General features: G+C 72.0%; 17 protein-coding genes. 4 read left to right on the plus strand and 13 right to left on the minus strand.

What is annotated here, in order from left to right; genetic code table 11:
* The first annotated feature begins 91 nt into the window (after positions 1-91).
* The gene (locus C1J01_RS29270) at positions 92-640 is read left to right on the plus strand and encodes a TetR/AcrR family transcriptional regulator (RefSeq protein WP_111182194.1); all 549 of its coding nucleotides are present in this window, start codon (positions 92-94) and stop codon (positions 638-640) included.
* Here C1J01_RS29270 and C1J01_RS29275 read toward each other — a convergent pair.
* Genes C1J01_RS29275 through C1J01_RS29285 form a run of 3 tightly spaced genes read right to left on the minus strand, consistent with a single transcriptional unit; the run spans position 618 to position 4,302 of the window.
* Positions 618-2,855, minus strand: a complete 2,238-nt coding sequence (locus tag C1J01_RS29275) for a xanthine dehydrogenase family protein molybdopterin-binding subunit (RefSeq protein ID WP_111182195.1) — start codon at positions 2,853-2,855, stop codon at positions 618-620. The genes C1J01_RS29270 and C1J01_RS29275 overlap by 23 nt on opposite strands.
* Positions 2,852-3,832 (minus strand): FAD binding domain-containing protein, encoded by a 981-nt coding sequence (locus C1J01_RS29280; RefSeq protein ID WP_111182196.1) that lies wholly within the window; start codon positions 3,830-3,832, stop codon positions 2,852-2,854. The genes C1J01_RS29275 and C1J01_RS29280 overlap by 4 nt, the downstream gene beginning before the upstream one ends.
* Positions 3,829-4,302 carry a (2Fe-2S)-binding protein gene (locus tag C1J01_RS29285; protein ID WP_438943158.1) on the minus strand — a complete coding sequence of 158 codons (474 nt, stop codon included), beginning with the start codon at positions 4,300-4,302 and terminating at the stop codon, positions 3,829-3,831. Before C1J01_RS29285 ends, C1J01_RS29280 begins: the two co-directional genes overlap by 4 nt.
* A 101-nt stretch (positions 4,303-4,403) precedes the next feature.
* Between C1J01_RS29285 and C1J01_RS29290 the strand changes: the two genes are divergently transcribed.
* The gene (locus tag C1J01_RS29290) at positions 4,404-5,057 is read left to right on the plus strand and encodes a TetR/AcrR family transcriptional regulator (protein ID WP_111182197.1); all 654 of its coding nucleotides are present in this window, start codon (positions 4,404-4,406) and stop codon (positions 5,055-5,057) included.
* On the opposite strand, the gene C1J01_RS29295 is transcribed toward C1J01_RS29290, so the two are convergent.
* The 9 genes from C1J01_RS29295 to C1J01_RS29335 form a co-directional block, all read right to left on the minus strand.
* A complete protein-coding gene (locus C1J01_RS29295) occupies positions 5,058-5,912 on the minus strand; it encodes a LysR family transcriptional regulator (protein ID WP_111182198.1) in 855 nt (284 codons plus the stop codon). It lies immediately after the preceding gene.
* A complete protein-coding gene (locus C1J01_RS29300; RefSeq protein ID WP_111182207.1) occupies positions 5,909-6,604 on the minus strand; it encodes a CTP synthase C-terminal region-related (seleno)protein in 696 nt (231 codons plus the stop codon). The genes C1J01_RS29295 and C1J01_RS29300 overlap by 4 nt, the downstream gene beginning before the upstream one ends.
* 92 nt (positions 6,605-6,696) lie before the next feature.
* Positions 6,697-8,853, minus strand: a complete 2,157-nt coding sequence (locus C1J01_RS29305) for a sensor histidine kinase (protein ID WP_235854742.1) — start codon at positions 8,851-8,853, stop codon at positions 6,697-6,699.
* A gap of 312 nt (positions 8,854-9,165) precedes the next feature.
* The gene (locus C1J01_RS29310) at positions 9,166-9,540 is read right to left on the minus strand and encodes a hypothetical protein (RefSeq protein WP_146615768.1); all 375 of its coding nucleotides are present in this window, start codon (positions 9,538-9,540) and stop codon (positions 9,166-9,168) included.
* Between the two features lie 170 nt (positions 9,541-9,710).
* Positions 9,711-13,709 (minus strand): Ig-like domain-containing protein, encoded by a 3,999-nt coding sequence (locus C1J01_RS29315; protein WP_220040157.1) that lies wholly within the window; start codon positions 13,707-13,709, stop codon positions 9,711-9,713.
* Positions 13,710-13,719: 10 nt separating this feature from the next.
* On the minus strand, positions 13,720-15,513 hold the full coding sequence (locus tag C1J01_RS29320) for a glycoside hydrolase family 127 protein (protein ID WP_111182201.1): 1,794 nt from the start codon (positions 15,511-15,513) through the stop codon (positions 13,720-13,722).
* The gene (locus tag C1J01_RS29325; RefSeq protein ID WP_111182202.1) at positions 15,506-16,270 is read right to left on the minus strand and encodes a carbohydrate ABC transporter permease; all 765 of its coding nucleotides are present in this window, start codon (positions 16,268-16,270) and stop codon (positions 15,506-15,508) included. Before C1J01_RS29325 ends, C1J01_RS29320 begins: the two co-directional genes overlap by 8 nt.
* A complete protein-coding gene (locus C1J01_RS29330) occupies positions 16,267-17,127 on the minus strand; it encodes a carbohydrate ABC transporter permease (protein WP_111182209.1) in 861 nt (286 codons plus the stop codon). The genes C1J01_RS29325 and C1J01_RS29330 overlap by 4 nt, the downstream gene beginning before the upstream one ends.
* Positions 17,128-17,135: 8 nt before the next feature.
* A complete protein-coding gene (locus C1J01_RS29335; protein WP_235854743.1) occupies positions 17,136-18,296 on the minus strand; it encodes an ABC transporter substrate-binding protein in 1,161 nt (386 codons plus the stop codon).
* 209 nt (positions 18,297-18,505) lie between these two features.
* On the opposite strand from C1J01_RS29335, the gene C1J01_RS29340 reads away from it, so the two are divergent.
* A complete protein-coding gene (locus C1J01_RS29340; protein WP_235854744.1) occupies positions 18,506-19,726 on the plus strand; it encodes a LacI family DNA-binding transcriptional regulator in 1,221 nt (406 codons plus the stop codon).
* Here the strand turns inward: C1J01_RS29340 and C1J01_RS29345 are convergent.
* Positions 19,638-20,606: a helix-turn-helix domain-containing protein gene (locus C1J01_RS29345; protein WP_111182204.1), complete on the minus strand. Its 969-nt coding sequence runs from the start codon at positions 20,604-20,606 to the stop codon at positions 19,638-19,640. The two genes, C1J01_RS29340 and C1J01_RS29345, sit on opposite strands and share 89 nt — an antisense overlap.
* A 101-nt stretch (positions 20,607-20,707) precedes the next feature.
* Here C1J01_RS29345 and C1J01_RS29350 point away from each other — a divergent pair, with 101 nt between their 5' ends.
* Complete coding sequence (locus tag C1J01_RS29350) at positions 20,708-21,736, plus strand: saccharopine dehydrogenase family protein (RefSeq protein ID WP_111182205.1); 1,029 nt, start codon at positions 20,708-20,710, stop codon at positions 21,734-21,736.
* Positions 21,737-21,755 lie beyond the last annotated feature (19 nt).

The raw sequence follows: 21,755 nt of genomic DNA on the forward strand, positions 1-21,755 counted from the left end.
GGCGGGTCATGGTCGCCTCCTCGGCGGTCGGAGAACGGGCGTTCTCCCGCTAGTGTAGAGAACGCCCGTTCTCCATTTCCCGCGAGGAGCCATGGAACACGCCGAACGCCTGCTGTCCGCGGCCTCCGAGCTGTTCTACCGGCGCGGGGTGCGCGCCGTCGGCATGGACGACGTCAGGGCCGCCTCGGGCGTGTCGCTCAAGCGCCTCTACCAGTGTTTCCCGTCGAAGGAGGCGCTGGTCGTGGCGTACCTGGAGCGGCGCGACGAGCGCTGGATGTCGTCGCTGACCGGCTACGTGGCCGAACACGGCGGCTCGGTGGAGGCGGTGTTCGCCTGGCTGGAGCGGTGGTTCGCCGAGGACGACTTCCGCGGCTGCGGCTTCGTCAACGCCTACGGCGAGCTGGGCGCGACCTCGGAGCCGGTCCGCGAGGTCGTGCGCCGGCACAAGCAGCGCCTGCGCGACCACCTGCGCACGCTCGCCGCGGGCGCGGACGACCCCGATCTGCTGGCCGAGCAGCTGCTCGCCCTCGTCGACGGCGCCACGGTGACCGCGATGGTCGCCCCGGAGCGGGCGACGGCGGCGGCGCGGGCGGCCGGCGCGGCCGCCCGCGCGCTCGTCACAGCAGCTTGTCGAGGGTGATGGGCAGGTCGAGCACGCGCCTGCCGGTGGCGTGCCGCACGGCGTTGGCCACCGCGGCGGCCACCCCCGTGATGCCGACCTCGCCCACCCCGAGCAGGCCGAGCGGCGTGGTCGGGTCGGGGTCGTCCAGGTAGTGCACGTCGATGCGCGGGATGTCGGCGTGCACGGGCACGTGGTACTCGGCCAGGCTCGGGTTCACCACCCGGCCGGTGCGCGGGTCGACCAGCGTCTGCTCCGACAGGGCCAGGCCGATGCCCATGACGATGCCGCCGCGCAGCTGGCTGGCCGCCGTCTTGGCGTTGACCACCCGGCCGACGTCGAAGACGCCGAGCCAGCGCGAGACGCGTACCTCGCCGGTGTCGGCGTCGACCCGCACCTCGCAGAACTGCGCCCCGGACGCGGCCCGCACCCAGCGCCGGCCGTCGCGGGCGGTGCGCGCCAGAAACCTCGCCCAGCCCGCCTTGACCGCCGCCTCCACGTGGTCGCGGCCCGCGCCGGCCAGGATCTCCGCGTACGTCATCCCGCTCCCGCCGACGTGGAGGCCGCCGTCGCGGGCCTGCACCTCCTCGGGTTTGCGGCCGCGCAACGGGGGCCCGGCCAATGCGAGGACCTGCCGCTTCAGCTTGTCGCAGGCGGCCAGCACACCGGCGGCGGCGCTCGCGGTCTGCGCCGACCCGCCCGCCATGGGCCCCGCGGGCAGGTCGGAGTCGCCGACCTCGACGCGTACCGACTCCAGCGGGACGCCGAGGGCGTCGGCGGCGATCTGCGCCTGCGCGGTCGCCGCGCCCACGCCGATCTCGTGCAGGCCGCAGCGGACCAGCACCGTGCCGTCGGCGCCCAGCCGCACGGTGGCGGCGGCCGGCATGATCAGCGACGGGTGGTAGGCGGTGGCCACCCCCATGCCGACCAGCCAGCGCCCGTCGCGCATCGCGCCCGGCCGCGGGTCGCGCTCGCGCCAGCCGAACCGCTCGGCCCCCAGCGCGTACGCCTCCCGCAACATCCGGTGGGAGAACGCCCTGCCGGTGAGCGGGTCGCGCTCGGGCTCGTTGCGCATGCGCAGCTCGATCGGGTCGACGCCGAGCTCCCAGGCCAGCTCGTCCACGGCCGCCTCCAGCGCGAAGGTGCCGATCGCCTCGCCCGGCGCGCGCATCGCGGTGGGCGGCAGCAGGTCGAGGTCGACGAGGCTCTGCCGCAGGTGGACGGTCTCGGCCGCGTACAGGTGGCGGGAGGCCGCGGTGACCTGCCCGGGCATGCCGCCCGAACGCGCCACGCTGGTGTGGATCAGCGCCGTCAGCCGCCCGTCGCGGTCGGCGCCGAGTGCCACCCGCTGCACGGTGGGCGTGCGCCCGCCGACGGTGTGGTAGACGCTCTCGCGGGTGAGCGCGAGCCGCACCGGGCGGCCGGTCGCCCGCGCGGCCAGCACCGCGAGCAGCGTGCCCGCCCAGACCATGCCCTTGCCGCCGAACCCGCCGCCGACGAAGGGAGCGAGCACCCGGACGTTCCGCTCCGGCACCCCGAACCGCATCGCCAGGTGTTTGCGCAGGAACGCGATGGACTGCGTGGTGTCGTGCACGGTCAGCCGGTCGCCCTGCCAGAAGGCGGTGGTGGCGTGCGGCTCGATCGCGTTGTGGTTCTGCGGCGGCGTGGTGAAGCGCAGGTCGACCTTGACCGGCGCGGCGGCCAGCGCGGCATGGGCGTCGCCCTTGTCGGCCGCGCTGCGCATGATCGCGTTGCCCTTCTGCGGGACGGCGTGCGGCTCCTCGGCCGCGAAGTCGAGCTTCGCGGGCAGCTCCTCGTACGTCACCCGCACGAGCGAGGCCGCGTGCCGGGCGGCCTCCGGCGTCTCGGCGACCACCACGGCGATCGGCTGGCCGTTCCAGTGGACCTGGTCGGTGCCCAGGTAGTCGACGTTCGTGCCCTTGACGAACGAGCCCAGGTTGAGCCGGGACAGCGGGCGCATCTTCGGGGCGTTCTCGTGGGTGAGCACCTCGATCACGCCCCGCACGGCGCGGGCCGCCCCGGCGTCGAGGGCGGTGATCCGCCCGCGCGCCACCGTGGAGTGCACGAGCGCTGCGTACGCCAGGTCGGGGTACGGGAACTCGGCGGCGTACTTCGCCCGGCCGGTGACCTTCTCGGGGGCGTCGAACCGGTCGGCCGGCCGCCCGACCTGCCGGACGGCCTCCGCCCGCCCGGCCTCGGCGACTTCGGTGCTCATCCGCTCAGCTCCCTCAACGTGGCCACGATCGTCGCCCGGGCGAGCCGGGTCTTGAACGCGTTGCCCGGCCGGACGGTCGCGGGCTCCAGCTCGGCCTCGGCCGCGCGGGCGAAGGCGTCCTCGTCGGCCGGACCGCCGGCCAGCAGCTCCTCGGCCGCGCGGGCCCGCCACGGCTTGGCGCCGACGCCGCCGAGCGCCAGCCGCACGTCCGCCACCACGCCGTCGCGCACCTCCAGCGCCGCGGCCACGGAGACCAGCGCGAACGCGTACGACGCGCGGTCGCGGACCTTGCGGTAGCGGGAGCGGGCGGCGACCGGCACGGCGGGCAGCTCGACCGCCGTGACCAGCTCGTCGGGGGCGAGCGCCGTCTCGACGTGCGGGGTGTCGCCGGGCAGCCGGTGGAACTCGGCCATCGGGATCCGCCGCGTGCCGCCCACGCCGCGGACCTCCACGACCGCGTCGAGCGCGGCCAGCGCCACGCACAGGTCGGACGGGTGCGCGGCGATGCAGCTCTCGCTCACGCCCAGGATCGCGTGCCCCCGGGTGAACCCGCCGAGCGCGTCGCACCCGGCGCCCGGCTCGCGCTTGTTGCAGGCCGCGGCCGCGTCGTAGAAGTACGGGCAGCGGGTGCGCTGCAGCAGGTTGCCGCCCACGGTGGCCATGTTGCGCAGCTGGGGCGAGGCCCCGGCGAGCAGCGCCTGCGACACCATCGGGTAGCGGGCGTGGACGCGCGGGTCGGCGGCCAGCGCGCTGTTGCGGACGAGCGCGCCGATCCGCAGCCCGCCGTCCGGCAGGTCGTCCACCGCGGCGAGCGGCAGCGCGGTGACGTCGACGACGGTGGCGGGGCGTTCGATGCCCTCGCGCATGAGGTCGACCAGGTTGGTGCCGCCGCCGAGGAACTTGGCGCCCGGCTCGCCGGCGACGGCCCGCACGGCCTCGTCGACGTCGGCGGCCCTGACGTAGGCGAACGGCCTCACAGCACCTCCTTGATCGCGTCGAGGATGCCGTTGTAGGCGCCGCAGCGGCACAGGTTGCCGCTCATCCGCTCCCGGATCTCGTCCTCGGTGAGCCCGGACGCGCCGACCGCGGACGGCATGCCGGCGGCGTGCTCGGCGAGCATGCCGATCGCCGAGCAGATCTGGCCGGGCGTGCAGTAGCCGCACTGGAAGCCGTCGTGGCGGACGAACGCCTGCTGCAGCGGGTGGTCCACGCCCTCGACCGTGGTGATCTCACTGCCGTCGTACTGGACGGCCAGGGCCAGGCAGGCGTTGATCCGCACGCCGTCGGCGAGGACGGTGCACGCGCCGCAGGCGCCCTGATCACACCCCTTCTTGGTGCCGGTCAGCCCGAGCCGTTCCCGCAACGTGTCGAGCAGGCTCGCCCATGGCTCGACGTCGAGCGACTCGGTGACGCCGTTCACCTTCATCCGTATCTGTGTCACGCCCATCCTTCCCTGCGACCGGGTTTCACCCCGGACGCTAACAGGACGGCGTTCCGTTAACAAGGGAACGGCGTTCTCCTAAGTCGCTCAAGTATGCTTTCACCGACATGAGCAGGTCGGCTTTCCTCCGAGCCCGGCGGCCCGAGCACAAACAGCAGCGGCGCGAGGCGATCCTCGCCGCCGCGTGCGAGCTCGCCCGCACCTCCGGCGTACGCAACGTGACGCTGGGCGCGGTCGCCGACGCCGTCGGCCTGGCGAAGTCCAACATCGTCCGCTATTTCGGCACCCGCGAGGAGATCTTCCTCGTCCTCGCCGCCGAGGAGTGGCGGTCGTGGGCCGCCGCGGCCGGCGCCCGGGTGGCCACGGCCGGCGACACGACCGACGTGATGAGAGCGCTGGCCGAGACGCTGGTGGACCGGCCGCTCTTCTGCGACCTGCTGGCCAACAGCGCCACGAGCCTGGAGCACAACGTCTCCGTCGACGCCGCCCGCGTCTTCAAGCACGCGACGCTGGCCGCCGCCGCCGAGCTGGGCGGGCAGGTCGCGCGGGCGACCGGCCTGACCGAACGCGAAGGGTTGGAGCTCACGGTGGTGGCCGCGGGGCTGGCGGGCATGCTCTATCCGGCCGCCCATCCCTCCCCCGCGCTCGCCCAGCTCTACGCCGAGGACCCGGAGCTCGCCGCCGCCCGCCCCGAGCTGCTGCCGAGCCTCGTCCGCGCTCTGTCGGCCTTCGCCGCCGGCCTGCCCACCGTACGCGACTGATCACGCGAGGGAACGTGCCAGCTCCGCGAAGGCGGCGGCGACCGGCAGCGGGTCGGCCGGAAGGGCGAGCAGCACCGTACGGACCGCCTGCGGCACGACCGGCAGCACGGCCACGCCGGGGAACCGGGCGGGCAGCGACAACTCCGGCATGACGCTCACCCCGAGGCCCTCGGCCACCATGGCGAGGATGCTGCCCGTGTCACGCACCCGGTAGTGGCAGCGCAGCGTCGCGCCCGCCTGCCGGGCCAGCTCCGCGATGAACGGCTCGCACCCGCCCGTCGACATGATGAACGGCTGCCGCGCCAGGTCCGTCACCGCCACCTCCGGCCCCGCGCCGAGCCCGTGACCGCTGGGCAGCACGGCCAGCAGCCGGTCCCTGGCCAGCGGGAACACGCTCAGCCCCGGCTCTGTGGCGGTCACGGTGGCGACATCGACGGCGCCGGTCACCAGCCACTCCAGCACCTCGTCGTCCGAGCCCTCGATCACCGTGAGCCGCACGCGCGGATGCGCCTCCCCGTAGGCCCGCAGGATCGGCGGCAGCAGGCGGGCGTTGGCGCTGGGGATGACGCCGACGCGCAGGCTGCCGGCGTCGTCGCCCCGGGCGGCGGCGGCCTCCTGCTCCAGGGCCTCCAGCTGGGTGAGGATGAGCGACGCCCGGTGACACACGGCACGTCCCGCCGCCGTCAGGCTCACCCCGGCGCCGCCCCTGACGAGCAGAGTGACGCCCAGCTCGCGTTCCAGGGCGCGCAGCGCGTGGCTGACCGCCGACTGCGTGGTGTCCAGCTCCTCGGCGGCCCGCGTCATGTTGCCCGTACGCGCGACCGCCCGCAGGATGCGCAGCTGGGTGAACGTCACAGCGCGGCCCGCAGCAGGCCCACCACCAGCGGGTGCGGGGCGTCCGGGGTCGAGCGGGTCTGCGGGACGTACAGGGTGGCCAGGTAGAACGGGTGGTCCGGCAGCTCCAGGACGCGGGCCCCGCCGTCGTCGTCCTCGCCGGTGACCCGCAGGCCGCCGTCGTGGAGGGTGCGCTGACGGGCGGGGTCGATGCCGAAGTCGCAGTAGTAGCGCTCCTCGGTGCGCGTGCCGCCGTACAGGGTGGCCGCCCTGGAGCCGGGGGTGAGGGTGACGGGCATCGTCCGGCCCGCCAGGGAGCAGGCCAGCTCGGAGACGAACAGGCGCGAGGCGTACGGGTCGTACTCGGCGTGCTGGGCGTCCTCGAAGCCGAGCACGTTGCGGGCGTACTCGATCACGATGTGCTGGAAGCCGCCGCACGTGCCGAGCGTCGGGATTGCGTGCTCGCGGCCGTGCCGCAGCGCCGCCAGCGCGCCCGTCATGCTCTTGTACGGGCTCCCCGGCGCGCACCACAGCACGTCGGCGGCCCGCACCCCCGACAGGTCCGATTCGAGCGGCCCGGTGGAGAGCCAGCAGACCTGCACCTCGACGCCGAGCAGGCCGGCGGCGTGGCGCAGCGCGTCGTCGGTGGCCACGTGAGGGGCGTAGGTCTGGTCGCGGTCACCGACGACCGCGACGGTCAGTGTGCGTTCCATGTGCCCCACTATGGGAGGCCGCCGCCATGAGGACCAATACCTGATCACGCGTGTGCCATGAGCGATCGCTCATGACGTGCGCCCCGATTTCTTCACGCAGGGGGGATGAGGGCTCGGTCGGGGACGGGCAACATCACCTCGACGCGGGTGCCCGTGCCCGGCTCGCCGGTGACGACGCAGATGCCGCCCAGCTCGGCGGCCCGTTCGCGCATCGAGCCCAGGCCGACGCCCGCGCGCGGCGTCTCGGGCAGGCCGCGGCCGTCGTCCTCGACCAGCACGCGCAGCACCTGCCGCACCCGCCGCAGCACGATCCGGGCGTGCGAGGCGCCGGCGTGCCTGCGGACGTTCGTCAGCGCCTCCTGGACGATCCGGTAGACCGCCACCTCGACGGCCGCGGGCAGGTCCGACAGGTCGCCCTCGACGTCCACGACGTCGGCGGGACCGGCCAGCTCGCGGATCGCGCGGGCGAGGCCGAGGTCGTCGAGCGCGGGCGGGCGCAGGCCGTGGACGAGCTCGCGGATGTCCTGGGTGACCGCGCTCATGCCGGCGTGCAGGTCGCGCAGCAGCTCGTCGGCGGCCTCCGGCGACTTCTTGAGCGTCATGCGGGCCATGGTGATGGTCATCGCCAGGGACGACAGCGTCTGGCCGAGGCCGTCGTGCAGGTCCCGGCGCAGCCGGCGGCGCTCCTCCTCGCGGGCCGTCAGGATGCGTTCGCGCGAACGTTGCAGGTCGGCGGCCATCCGCACGGCGTGGGCCACGTCCGCCGCGTACGGCGTGAGCGTGGCCAGCACGCGCTCGTTGTGCGCGGCCGGGAAGCGGCGCGGGCCGGGCGGGCCGACGAGCAGGCGGCCGACGCGCGTCCCGTGCCAGACCAGCGGCACCTCGCGGGGACGGTCACCGACCCGGCCGCTCTCGACGTAGCGGGGCTCGCCGTCGGCCACCTCGACGGCCACGCCCTCGACCGCGAGCCCGTCGCGCAGCACGCTCACCACCGAGGTCAGCGCCCTGGCCGGGTCGCCCCGGCGCACGGCCTGGGTCAGCCGCTCGGCCAGCACGCCGGGGTCGCCGACGGCCCCGTACAGGAGCCGGTCCACGGCCCGCTGCAGCGCCCGGCGCAGCGGCTGGAAGAACGCGCCCGCGAACAGCGCGGCGGCCACCCCGGCCACCTGGTCGTAGCCGGAGACCAGCAGGCCCGACAACGTGCCGGCGCCGAAGTAGACGGCGCTGACCACGACCACCACGCCGGTCGCCACGAACGCGCGGCTGACCACCGTGTCGATGCCGTACAGGCGGTACCGCATCACCGCGAACGCCACCGCGAACGGGATCGCGGCCGCCCACGCGATCGCCGCCCACCGCAGACCGGGCCAGACCGTGCCCGCGACCAGGAACAGCACGTACCCGCAGAAGGCGAACAGCGGCCAGCCGATCTGCCGCCGCACCACCGGGCCGGCCCGGCGCATCCGCACCGCCATCGACAGCGCGGCCAGCGCCATCGCGGCGTAGATGCCCGTCCAGCTCACGGCCGAGACGATCTCCATGTACGGATGCAGTGCGGGGACCCGGAACGGGTTCGGGATCACCTCCGGGTACGGGTACGTCTCGCGCGGCGGCGGCATCCTGAGCAGGTAGCGCGCGGTCCCGAGAGCGATGGCGACGCAGCCCAGCACGAGAACCGGCCGCCAGCGCCTGGAGGGCAGCCGGCCGTCCGGCGAGTACAACGGCAACAGGATCGTCAGGAACAGCCCGCAGACCGCCCACCCGAGCTGGGACGGCAGCCGCATCCACCCCGCCACGGCGAACTCGCCGTCGGCGGCGGCGCGGAACATCATCGCGCTGCACAGGTCGCTGACGCCCGCGGCCAGCCCGCCCACGCACATGAGCCAGGCCATGTTCAGCCGCGGCCGGTGGTAGATGAGGAACGCCCCGACGGCGGGGAACGTGAACACCACGGCGGACTGCGGGCTCACCGTCAGCGCGGGCACCCACGCGGCCGGCAGCCCGGCCCAGACCAGGATGGCCGCCAGCCCCAGCACCGGCGACACCACCGCCATCCCGACCGCGACGACGAGCGCCCCCGTGACCCGCACCCGCCCGGCCCCTCCGGGGAGCTCCGCCGCCTTCCCGACGTCGTTGCCGCCGGCCTCCCCGGCCATGACGGCCGAGCCGGTCGTCGCAGCGGGGACCGCTAAGTCCCCCTCCCCGGCCGCCTTGTCGCGTTCCACCGGCCCCTCGGCGAATTCGGCCATCCGCGCTTGTCCGCCTCTCCGGTCCCGGATCTCGCCCCCCACTGGACAGGATTATGACGCCTTGTCGGCATATAGCCCCATGGCGTTTCCACCCCGTTACCGCTTCTGACGATGTGAGGCCGGGGCAGGAGGCCGTGGCGATCGTACGGCCAAGGTCGGCGTTACGGGTCTCCGGCTCTTGACACCGTGCGATTCAAGTCCTTGCTCAGCTGTTCTCGATCATGCGATCGCCACCGAGGGCGAGGAGGAGAAACATGTCGAACTGATGAAGCTCGGCCAGGTGAAGGTAATCGTCTGCCTTGAAATCTCGCCTCACGGCCTGTCCTGCTGGTCCCGGGTCAGGGCCTGGTCGATGACGCCCGTGCTGTTGTCCTCCACCGACTCGTCGATGTCTTCCCGAGCCTCGAATTCTTCCCGGGTGAACAAGGTGACGTAAACGTGTTCATCGATATGGCGTTCAGCGGCAAGCCTGTTCGCCTGCCTACGCAGCTCGTGAGTGAATTCGGCCGACCAACCGTTCTCATCGGGCCTGTCCACAATGATCACGGCCTTGAGTGCCGCCTCGCCATCGGCGTCCACGTACGGCTCGACCGAAGCCCGCTGAACGTTCGGTGCGTCAGGAATGCGCAAGTTCCGGAGCGCCTCGGCCAGTTCATTCAAGACTTCACTCTGCCGTTTCATGCTCATGACGACCATCTTCGCACTTCCCGACTTCGACGAAGGGCAGGCAACAACTGCACCGCCGGAGCAAACGCGGGCCAGCGTAACGCTGTCTGCCGCCAGCCGACTGCGAAACGGAGCCTTGAGGCGGAGCCTGTCCTGACCCCGCAGAACAGGGGCCAGGACAGGGGGGAGCATCAGCGGACGGTCACTCTGGCCGTGGCGGGGACGGTCGTGCCGTCGACCTGGCCGGTCACGGTGAACTCGCCGGGCTGGGCGTACTGGTCGGGGGGCACGGGGTTCCAGGTGACGGGGATCGAGCTGTCCTTCGAGCCGTCGTTGTACGTCGCCACCACGGTCGGCGGCAGCGCCGGGGCGACGCCGGCCCGGGTCGTGACGGGCTCCTCGGCGATCGAGGTGATCGTCACCGCCGACGTGGCGCGGACGTACACCGTGGCCTGGGCGGGCTGACGCACGCCCTCGGCCAGGCCGGTGACGGTGAAGCCGGTGCCCGCCGTGTCGACCTGGCCGGGCGTCACCTGCTGCCAGGTGACGGCGGCCCGGCCGCGGGCGCCGTCGGCGTACTGCGTCTCGACGGTGTCCGGGAGGTCGGGCAGCGTGTCCACGAGCGTCGGCACGTGCACCGGCCGCACGGAGTCGGGCGGGACCGCGTACACCTTGACCTCCAGCAGCCCGACCGAGGCCCCGCCGGACTCGAGCTGGACCCGCAGCCGCGACGTGGTCACCGTGTCGAACGAGACCGCGTTGTAGGCGTCCACCGCCCTCGGGTAGGACGCGACGCCGGTGACGTCCTCGAAGGAGTCGCCGTCCCAGTGCTGGATCTTCCACGAGGCGGGCAGGCGCACCCCGCCGCCGTCGTCGAAGAAGTACACCTCGGCCTTGTCCACGCGTACGGGCTCGTCCCAGGCCAGCTGCACCCACTGCGTGCCCTGCTGCGGCCAGGTGCCCCAGCGCGGGTTGGCCCCGTCGTTGGAACGGGGCGGGTCGATGCCGTCGTTGACGGCGGTGACCTGCTCCCACGGCGAGGTGTAGGAGGCGGTGGGCGTGGCGTACGGGGCGACGTTCGCCTGCTCGCCCTGGGCCCCGGCGGTGACGGTCACCCTGGCGGTCGTCCGCTTCGCGCCGTCGCTCGCGGTCAGCTCCAGCTCGTACGTCCCCGGCTCGGAGAAGGCGGCCACCGTGGTCGTGCCGGCCGGCTCGGTGAAGAAGACCTCGCCGGGGCCTTCGGCCTTCGACCACTGCGTGGTGAGGGTGCCTTCCGGCAGGCCGTCGTCCTTGACCACGGCCTCGATCCTGGCCTGGCCGGGCCGGTTGAAGGCCGGGTCCGGCACGGCCAGCACGTACGGCGCCCGGTTGGCCGCCGAGCCGGGCCTGCCGCCGGCGGCGTACGCCTGGACCTCCTTCAGCCCCGTCGCGTGGCCGGGCCGGTGGGTGACGAGCACCCGGAGCCGGTCCGCGGTGACGGCGGGGAAGCGGACCTCGTTGAGGTTCGCCCGCGGGTAGACCGGGCTCCTGACCTGGCCGGGGACGTCCTTCCAGGTGTCGCCGTCGCGGTACTGCACCGAGTAGAACGCCGGCTCGCTGTAGCCGCCGGGCCGGCGGTCGTTGACGAAGTACAGGTTGACCTTGTCCACCTTCCGCGCCGCGCCGAGGTCCACCTCCAGCCAGTCACGGACCTGGCCGGAGCCCTGGCTCCCCCAGTACGGCTCGTTGATCGTGAACCCGTCGGCCGCGCCGGCCGGGTCGCCGTGGGAGGCGGTGGCCGACTCGACCAGGTTGGGGCGGGTGGAGGTGAGGTCCACGCCGGCCTTCCGGAAGAGGTCCTCGACGCGCTCGCCGCGCAGCTTCACCTCGGCGGGCGTCTTGAGGGAGGGCGCCTTCTCGGCGTGCACCACCTGGCCGCCCTCGACGCGGCCGCCGGCCGGGTCCCAGACGGCGTGCGCCAGGCCCGACAGCGTGACCTTGCGCTTGCCGTCGATCAGGATCGAGTAGCCCTCGGGCACGCCCTTGTAGTGGACGGTCCCGTCGCCCGGCCGGTCCCAGACGATGGTCAGGTCGGCGCCCCGGTAGTTGACGCCGTTGACGGTGAAGTGGTCCCAGCCGATGTCGACCGGCCAGAGCTCGACCTTGCCGTCCGAGCGCGGGCGCAGGCCCATGACGTCCTCGATGACCGTCCAGTTGCTGCTGCCGAGGATCGTGTGGTGGATCCAGGAGCGGTAACCGATGGCCTTGGTGTCCTGGTCCCAGTCGGCCCAGAACTCGTTGGCGTCGGGGTAGCGGGTGTCGCCGCCGACGAACTGTGCCCAGGCGTTCCAGTACAGCAGCTGCTTGTACTGCTCGGCGGTGATGTACGGGGTCGCGTACTGGCGCATCGCCTTGGAGAAGAACGCGAAGTTGCGGGTGGAGTTGATCTGGGAGAAGTTGTTCGAGCCGGGCTGGCCGGCCTCGGCAGCCTCGGCCTTGTCGCGCTGGTTGGCGGTATAAGCCGGGAAGATCGGATATTCCGCAGGATCAGCCCACAAGCGGAGCGCCTCCCGATATTTCGGGTCGTCGGTCGGCACGAGCCCCGTCGCGTACGGGATGTAGTTGTTCGACTCCTTCCACGGGATCAGGTTGCCCGTCTGCAGGTCGCGGTGCTTGAACAGCTTGTCCTCGTCGTCCCAGAGCAGGGTCAGGATGCCGTTCCTGACCTTGTCGGCCACGCCGCGCAGCTCGGCCGCCTTCGCCTCGTCTCCGATCAGCTCGTACGCCTGCGCCGCCGCCGTCGCGTTGGCGTACACGTACGCGCCTTCGAGCCGTTCGTTGGCCCGGTCGTAGTAGTGGAACGACACCGCGTCGGCGTCGTTGCCGGTCATGGCCTCCCAGTCGTACTCGATCACGCCGTTGTCGTTGGAGTCGTAGGCCGCCAGCTGGCCGTAGACGTCCTTCTCGGCGTAGCGGGCGAGGTTGCGCAGGATCGCCGGCTGGCCGCCGTGGATCTGGTAGCTCTCCAGCGCCGCGGCCGAGATGTACTGGGTGTAGCTGTTCGACCAGTTCTCCGGATCGCCCGGATTATCCGTATATTTCGAGTTTCGCGAGACTTCTCCCGCCGACACCCACGGCCCGTACGAGTAGATCGGGTCCCGCAGGTACTTCAGGTCCTGCACGAACATCGGCACGGTCAGCACGATCGCGTTGTTGTAGCCGAGCGCGCCCTCCACCGACGTCGGGAACTGGAAGTCGTTGCCCGGGATGTCGGCGTCGAGGAAGTTGAAGCGCATCAACCACCAGCGGTAGTAGACGAACTTCTTGATGTTCTCGTCGGGAACGTCGATGTACGGGACGTTCTCGGCCCACCAGGCGTTGTAGTCCCGCAGGTGCCGCCGGAGCGCCTGCTCGGGCGAGCGCCCCTTGTAGTCGTCGTACTCCGCGCGCGAGCGCGTCAGCTCCTCGGTGACGAAGCCCATCTGCACCTTCGTCCGCACGGTCTCGCCCGGATCGACGGTCACCTCGCCCTTCAGCGCGCCGTCGGCGGCCTTCAGCCCGTCGCCGCTCAGCCGGGGGAAGAGCGTGGTCAGCCGGTTGCGCGCCGTCACGACGCCGGTCAGCTCCCGGTCGCCGGCGGCGGTCTTCGTGTACGGGGAGGTCACCGTGATGGGCACCGGCCGCGGCTCCGCGCCGGTGTTGGTGATCTCCAGGGTGGTCACGGCGACGTTCTCGTGGGTGATGAACTTCTTCACCCCGACGTCGAGCCCGCCGCCGGTGTACCGGCCGGTCCAGTGGCTGGGCATCTGCAGACGTCTGGAGACGTCCTCCCTGAGCGCCGTGCCGAGCGAGATCTCGTACGCGTCGCGGTCGTCGATGCTCTCCCAGTACGCCACGAAACCGCCGAACCCTATGACCGACGGGTCGTGCTCCTTCATGAACAGCGCCCGCCCGCGCGACATCAGCCACGTGCCCGCCGGGTCGTTGCCCGGCCTGGCGAGCATGCGGTCGACCCAGTACGAGTCGCCGCCCTTCTCCTTGTCGTAGATCTCCCGCATCATCCGCCGCGGGTGGTAACCCACGGGCTCGTCGGGCACCGGGTCACCACCGGTGAACACCGGCATCCCCAGGTCGTCGGCGGCGTGGGCCGGGATCACGGCCAGGGAGGCCGATAACACCAGCGCCGATAACCAGGCCAGTCGTCTCCGCATGTGCATCTCCTCAGACGGGCAGCCAGACACGCATGGTCGCGGGGCCCCGATTGCCCCACCGGTGGTACGGCACCAGCCGCAGCCGGACGTCCGTGCCACCCCCGGGCACGGACGCGGGCCCGTACGGCCAGCCGTCGCCGTCCGCGCCGCCGATCACGGCCGGCACCTCCAGCTCGACCACGCCGTCCACGACGTGCTCGGCGGGCGGCTCGGCCCGCGCGGTCAGGTCGCCGAGCGGCGGCTCGTCGCCCACCGACTCGGCGCAGTAGACCAGCGGCCCCCGCTCGACGGCCGCGCTCCCCCGCAGCGCGTCGATGCGCCGGTCGGGGAACGTCCACCGGGGCCGCATCGGCAGCTCCAGCCGCAGCTCGTCGCCGGCCCGCCACGGGCCCTCCGCGTAGACGTAACCGGGACGCACCGGCCGGACCTCCTCGCCGCGGGTGAGCGTCGAGTCGGAGGCCCAGGCGGGGACGCGCAGGCCGATGCGTCCCGCCCCGTCCGCCAGCACCCGCACCAGCACCGACCCGTCCCACGGGTAGCCGGTCTCCACCCGGACGGCGAGGTCGGCGCCGCGGATCTCCGACGGGGTGTAGTGGTGGATCCTGACGCCGTCCGGCTCGGCCCCGGCCAGGTAGGCGGGCAACGAGGCGAGCGTGCGGGCGATGTTGTTCGGGCAGCACGACACGTCGAACCACGGCGAGCGCAGCCCGCCCTCGGCCGCGTGGTTCACCCCGTCGAGCGGCTCGGCGGGCACCCGCACGTGCAGCGGGTTGGCGTAGAAGAACGACCGTCCGTCCAGGGCCACGCCGGTGGCGAGCATGTTGTACAGGGTGCGCTCGGTCAGGTCGGCGTAGCGGACGTCGCCGGTGGCCAGCAGCAGCCGGTGCGCCAGCATGATCGAGGCGATGCTCGCGCAGGTCTCGTTGTAGGCCCGGTCCGGCGGCAGCTCGTAGTCGTCGCCGAACGACTCGTCCTGGTGGCGCGAGCCCATGCCGCCGGTCAGGTGGGTGCGGCGGGCGACCGTGCGCTCCCACTGCGACTCCACGGCCTTCAGCAGCTCCTCGTCGCCGGTCTCGACGGCCACGTCCACCACGCCGCAGGCCAGGTAGAGCGCCCGTACGGCATGCCCGCGGAACACCCGCGCCTCCCGGACGGGCACGTCGTCCTGGAAGTACGCGCGGCCGAAACGGATCTCGCCGAGCGCGGGCAGGCCGCGGCGCTCGACGAAGCGGCGGGCCATCTCCAGGTAGCGCTCGGTCCCGGTGGCCCGGTAGAGCTCCACCAGGGCCATCTCGATCTCGGGGTGCCCGCAGGTCTGCGTGCCGTCCATGAAACGGCGGCAGACGTGGTCGGCCGCCTTGATGGTGACCCGCGTGAGCTCATCCTCGCCGTACGAGCGCAGCCGGGCCACCCCGGCCTGGAGGAGGTGGCCGTAGCAGTAGAGCTCGTGGCCCCACTCCAGGTCGGTGTAGCGGCTGCCGGACCAGCGGGTGTTGAGGTAGCCGTCGCCCTCCTGGGCCCGCGCCACGGACGCGGCCAGCTCAGGCAGTCCCGGGTGGCCGGCCCACGCCATGGCCTCCAGCAGCTTGTACATCTCGGAGTCGCTGAACTCCCGCCCGCGGCGGGGCCGTTCGCCGCGGAAGTTGCCGATCCAGCCTTCGCGCTCCTGCCATTCCCGGCAGTGGGCGATCGTCACGTCGTTGTTGAGCGCCACCCGGTCGCCCCAGAAGCCGGGTGCGAGCCGTACGTCGTCGAGACCGAGAGGGGACAGGACGCCCGATGAGGGCAGGACGGGATCAACCACGCAGAGCTCCTGACATGAATCCGCGCACGTAGTGGCGCTGCAACACGATGAAGAGGATGAGACAGGGAACCGCCATGACCATGACGCCGGCCTGGAGCATGCCGTAGTCGATCGCGCCCATCGTCTGCGACGTCATGCTGAACACCGCCACCGGCAGCGTGAACGACGCCCCGTCGTTGAGCAGGATGAGCGGCGCGAAGAAGTCGTTCCACGAGGCGAGGAACGCGAACAGGCCGACCGTGATGAGCGCGGGCCGCACGGCGCGCAGCAGGATGCCGGCGAACGCCCGGAACGTGCCGCACCCGTCCACCAGCGCCGCCTCCTCCAGCTCGCGGGGCAGCGCCTCGAACGCGTTGCGCATCATGAACAGCCCGAACGGCAGCTGGAACATCACGAACACCAGCGCCAGCCCGGCCAGCGAGTTCTGCAGGCCGAGATAGCCGAGCAGCACGTAGAGCGGGATGAGGATGGTCGCGTACGGCACCATGAGGATCGCCAGCGTGGCGAGAAAGAGCAGGTTCTTGCCCGGGAAGTCGAACCGGGCGAAGGCGTAGCCGCCGAGCGCCGAGACGACCAGCGTGCCCGCCACCGTCATGGCCGACACGAGCACGCTGTTGCCCGCGTACGTGCCGAGCCCCTCGCCGAAGCGGGCCATCCGCAGGTAGTCGGCCGGCTCCTCCAGCGAGGCGTAGCCGCTCCACGCCAGCGGGAACAGGAAGAGCACCGCCAGGGCCGACAGGGTGAGGTAACGGCTCATCGCAGCCTCCGCAACATCAGCGTGTTGATCGCGACCAGGACCACCAGCAGCACCACCGACAGCGCCGCCGCCCCGCCGAGGTCGAACCGGAAGAACGCCTCCCGGTAGATGACCATCACCATCGACACCGTGCTGTTGTCCGGGCCGCCGTTGGTGAAGACGAAGAACTGGTCGAAGGCCAGCAGCGAGCCCGTGACGCTGAGGATGAGCATCAGCGCCAGCGTCGGGCGCAGCAGCGGCAGCGTGATCCTGGTGAGGATCTGCCAGCGGTTCGCGCCGTCGCTGCGCGCGGCCTCGTACACCTCGGCCGGGATCGCCTGCAGGCCGGTCAGCAGGATGAGCATGTTGAAGCCCGCGAAGCGCCACAACACCAGCGTGATCGTGGAGAACAGCGCCATGTTCGGCGTGCCGATCCACCTGACCGGCTCGTCGGTGATGCCCAGCGCCTGCAGCATGGGGTCGATGGGGCCGAAGTCGTTGTTCAGCATCCCGTAGAACAGCAGTCCCGCCGCGGCGAAGCCGACCGCCCCCGGCAGGAAGAACGCCGTACGGAAGAACCCCACGCCGGGCCTGCGCTCCTGCACCAGCAGCGCCAGGCCCAGCGCCACCAGCGAGAGCAGCACTGTCGTGATCGCGGTGTACTTCAGCGTGAAGAACACCGCGTCCACGAACAGCGTGTTGCCGGCGATGTCGAGGTAGTTCTCCGGTGCGTTGAGGACGGCCGGGCCGAGCAGAGGCCAGCGGTTGAGCGACATCCACACGACCAGCACCAGGGGCGCGAGGAACAGCGCGCCCACGATGACCGCCGTCGGGGCCGCGTACAGCCAGCCCTGGACCTTTCTGCTGGTCACGGTCATGGTCACGGTCACTGCTGGAGCGACTCGGTGACGTCGGCGTTGAGCTGCGGGACCTTCGACACGTCGCCGAACATCGCCTCACGCGCCAGGCGCAGCCACGGGCCCTGCGGGTCGTTGAAGGTCTGGCCGAAGCGCAGCGCGTACGGCGTCTGGCCCTTGCCGACCATCTCGTTCATCAGCACGACGCGCGGGTCCTCGGCCGCGTACTTGTTGCCGGCCAGGTCGGTGCGCGCCACCACGTCCTTGTTCTTGGCCATGACCTCGACCTGGGCCTCGTCGGAGACCGTCCAGGACAGGAACTCCCAGGCCGCCTCCGCGTTCTGCGTGGTGGCCGAGATGCCGATGGAGTCGCCGCCCACGAACGTGGACTCGCCGCCGTCGGGGCCGGCGATGGGCGTGACGCCGATCTCCATGTCCTGCGGCATCAGGCCGAGCATGGTGGACGGCATCGGCATGACGCCGATCTCGCCCTTGGGGAAGAAGCCGGTCCAGGTCGGGCCCTGCTCCTCCCTGGCCGTGGGGCCGGTGACCTCGTTCTCGTACAGCTCGCGCCAGATCTTGAAGACCTCCAGCATGGCGGGCTGGTCGTTGAGCGAGGCCGTGCCGTCGGCGTTCATGACCTGCCCGCCGGCCGCCCAGACCGAGGGCCAGAACGTGAAGACGTAGCAGCCGCCGCAGTTGCCGCCGAAGAACGTGCCGTGCACCTTGCCGTCGGCGCCCAGTTTCTCCTGGATGGTGGTGGCGTGCTCGGCGAACTCCCTGAGCGTCTTCGGGCCCTGCTCGGGGTCGAGGCCGGCCTGCTCGTACAGGTCCTTGTTCCAGAACCAGAGGGACAGGTCGAGCGTGTGCGGGAGCGTGTACTGCCGGCCGTCGAGCGTGCCGAGCTTCATGTGGGACGGGGCGAGGCCGTCCTTGAAGGGCAGGGCCGCGATCCTGTCGGTGATGTCCATGAACAGGCCCTGCGAGGTGTAGTTCGGGACGAAGATGACGTCGGCCGCGAACACGTCGGGGAGCTGCCTGGCGCCGGCCGCGGCGGCGATGCGCGGCTGGTAGTTGTCCGTGGGGATGACGGTCAGCTTGACCTGATTCTCGTGACTGCTGTTGTAGGCCTCGACCAGGCGCTCGCTCTGCGCCTGGGTGGCCGCGCGGGTCCACATCGTGATGGTCACGGGTCCGTCCGCGGGCTGCGGGTCGCCGCCGCTGCCGCAGGCCGCTGCTGTGAGCGTTAACACACCGAGGAGGGAGATTCCGGCCAGCCTTCGTCTCATCATGCGCTCCTGGACTTAAAGGTTTTCGGAAACGTAAGAGAAACCTGAGCGCCTGTCAATGGGTGCTAGGGTTCTGTCCAGTTCACTACGGCCGAAAAGGGTTTCGATTCATGGCGGGTAAGCGGGCGACCATCAACGATGTGGCCTCGCTGGCGGGGGTGTCGATCGCCACGGCTTCCAAGGCGCTCAACGGGCGGCAGGACGTCCGCGCCGCGACGCGCGAGCGGGTGCTCGCCGCCGCCGCGCAGCTGTCCTTCCAGCCGAACGCGCTCGCGCGCGGGCTGCTGTCCGGGCAGACGCGCACGGTCGGGCTGCTGACCTCCGACAGCGTCGGCCGGTTCGGCATCCCGGTGCTGCTCGGCGCGGAGGACGCGTTCGGGGCCGGGGAGATGGCGGTGCTGCTCTGCGACGCGCGCGGCGACGCCATCAGGGAGCAGCACCACCTGCGGGCGCTGCTGTCCCGCCGGGTCGACGGGCTCATCGTGGTGGGCGAGAGCACCGACCCGCGTCCCTCGGTGAGCAAGGACCTGCCCATCCCCGTCGTGTACGCGTACGCGCCGTCGGAGGATCCGGGCGACGTGTCGTTCGTGCCCGACGACGTGGGGGCGGCGCGGACGGCCGTCGGCCACCTGCTGGCCCTCGGTCGCCGGCGCATCGCCCACATCACCGGGCCGTCTCACTACAAGGCCGCCCGCGACCGCGAGGAGGGGGTGCGCTCCGCGCTGGCCGAGGCGGGCGTCGCCCAGGCCGGTCAGACGTTGTGGGGCGCGTGGTCGCAGCGGTGGGGGCGGCACGCCGCCGAGATGTTGCTGATGTCGGAGCCCTCGATCGACGCCGTCTTCTGCGGCAGTGACCAGATCGCGGCCGGGTTCGTGGAGGCGGCGCGGGAGCGGGGGCGGCGCGTTCCCGACGACATCGCCGTCATCGGCTACGACAACTGGGAGGTTCTCTCCACGGAGACCCGGCCCGCCCTGACCACGGTCGACATGAAGCTGGAGACCCTGGGGCGCACCGCCGCCCAGCACCTGTTCGCCGCCATGGACGGCAAGGCCACGCCGGGCATCCACAAGATGCCCTGCGAATTGATCATCCGCGACTCCACCCGCGGGACCGCCTACTTGTGGGCCCGCCTACGTGCGGGATCTGTTACGTGCGGGACCTGTCACGTGCGGAACCGATGCGTGTTCGTCCGGCGTCTGAGGGCCGTAACCCCTCACCCCGCCTCAGCACACGCGGCCCCGTTCAGTGCCCGCTGGCGATCGCGCCGGGGCGGGTACGCGAGCGGAAGGTGCGGCGGTAGGTGTCCGGGGGCACGCCGACCGTGCGGTTGAAGTGCCGGCGCAGTGTCGTGGCGGTGCCCATGCCGGTGGCCTCCGCGATGGCGTCCACGCTTTCGTCGGTGGTCTCCAGCAGTTCCTGGGCTCGACGGATCCGCTGGGTCAGCAGCCATTGCAGCGGGGTCGTCCCGGTCACCGACCTGAAGTGGCGGCCCAGGTTGCGCGAGCTCATCCGCGCCCGGCGGGCCAGGTCCTCCACGGTCAGCGGATGGTCCAGCCGTTCCATCACCCAGGGGAACAGCTCGGCGAGCGGGTGGTTGTCCGGGGCGGGCACCGGGGTGGTGACGAACTGCGCCTGCCCGCCGTCCCGATGCGGCGGCACGACGAGGCGGCGGGCGACCGCGTTGGCCACCGAGGAGCCGTGGTCGAGACGTACCAGATGCAGGCACAGGTCCATGGCGGCGGCCTTGCCGGCGGAGGTGAGCACGCTGCCGTTGTCCACGTACAGGACGTCCGGGTCCACCTCCACCTCCGGATGGCGCTCGGCCAGGTCACGGGCGTGCGCCCAGTGCGTGGTGGCGCGCTTGCCGTCCAGCAGACCCGCGGCCGCCAGCACGAACGCGCCCGTGCAGAGGGAGGCCACGCGCGCGCCGGCCTCGTGGGCCGCGCGCACCGCGTCGACCAGGTCGGCCGGTGGATTCACCTCGACGTCGGCCCAGCCCGGGACGATCACGGTGTCGGCGCGCCGGAGGTGGTCGAGGCCGTGGTCGGGCTCCACCCGGAACCGGCCGACCCGCACGGCGTCCGACCCGCAGACGACGACGCTGTACCAGGGATCGGCCAGGCCGGTCAGCTCGGCCCCGAAGACCTCGTACGCCAAGGACAGCTCGAAGTGCAGCATTCCGTCGGTGACGGCCAGCGCGACTGTGCTCATGTCCGGAATTGTACGGGTAATGGCGTTCCGGACGCTCGTCGAGAGCATCCGCCCTTGCCAGGATGTTGCACAACAGATCATCTGAGCACGGGAGACAACCCATGGGATCAGGGCAGATGGTGGCGGTGTTCGGCGCGTACGGACACACCGGCCGCTTCGTGGTGGCGCAGCTGCGGGCTCGCGGGTTCGTCCCCGTCCTGTCCGGGCGTGACGCCGACAAGCTCAAGGCGATGGCGTACGAATCCGGGCTGGAGGCCCGCCCGGCGACGGTCGACGACCCGGCCTCGCTCGATCACGCGCTGACCGGCGCGGCGGCCGTGATCAACGCCGCCGGGCCCTTCGCCACGACGGCCGCCCCCGTGATCGAGGCGGCACTGCGCGCCGGGATCCCGTACGTGGACGTGGCGGCCGAGATCGAGGCCAACGCCGACACGTTCGCGCACTTCAAGGAGCGGGCCCGCGCCGCGGGAGCGGTGATCGTCCCCGCGATGGCCTTCTACGGCGGCCTCGGCGACCTGCTGACCACCGCCGCGATGGGCGACTGGACGACGGCCGACGAGGCGCACATCGCGTACGGGCTGAGCAGTTGGCACCCCACGGCCGGGACGCGCGCCGCGGGCGTGGTCTCCCGGCAGCGGCGGGACGGCCGGCGCGTCCGTTTCGCGAACGGCCGGCTGGAGTACCGCCACGACGACCCGCCGACCCTGGAGTGGCCCTTCCCCGACCCGATGGGTCCCCGGGCCGTCATCGGAGAGTTCACGATGGCCGACGTCGTCACCGTCCCCAGCCACCTGTCCATCCCGGAGGTGCGCACCTACATGACGGTCGAGGCCGCCAGGGACCTGTCCGCCCCGGACACCCCGACGCCCGCCCCGGCCGACGAACTGGGACGGTCGGCGCAGACGTTCCTCGTCGACGTCGTCGTACGCTCAGGCGGCAACGAACGCCGCGCCGTGGCGGCGGGTCAGGACATCTACGCCGTCACCGCGCCCCTCGCGGTGGAAGCGGTCGACCGCATCCTCACAGGACGCACCAAGACGGTCGGCGTCACCTCCGCCGGCGAACTCTTCGACGCCCTGGACTTCCTCCACGCCCTCTCCCCCCACATCTCCGTGGAACTCCACCCATGACCCCCGCTCCTCCAACCCC

The sequence above is a fragment of the Nonomuraea aridisoli genome (assembly GCF_003236395.1).
Classification (GTDB): Bacteria; Actinomycetota; Actinomycetes; order Streptosporangiales; family Streptosporangiaceae; genus Nonomuraea; species Nonomuraea aridisoli.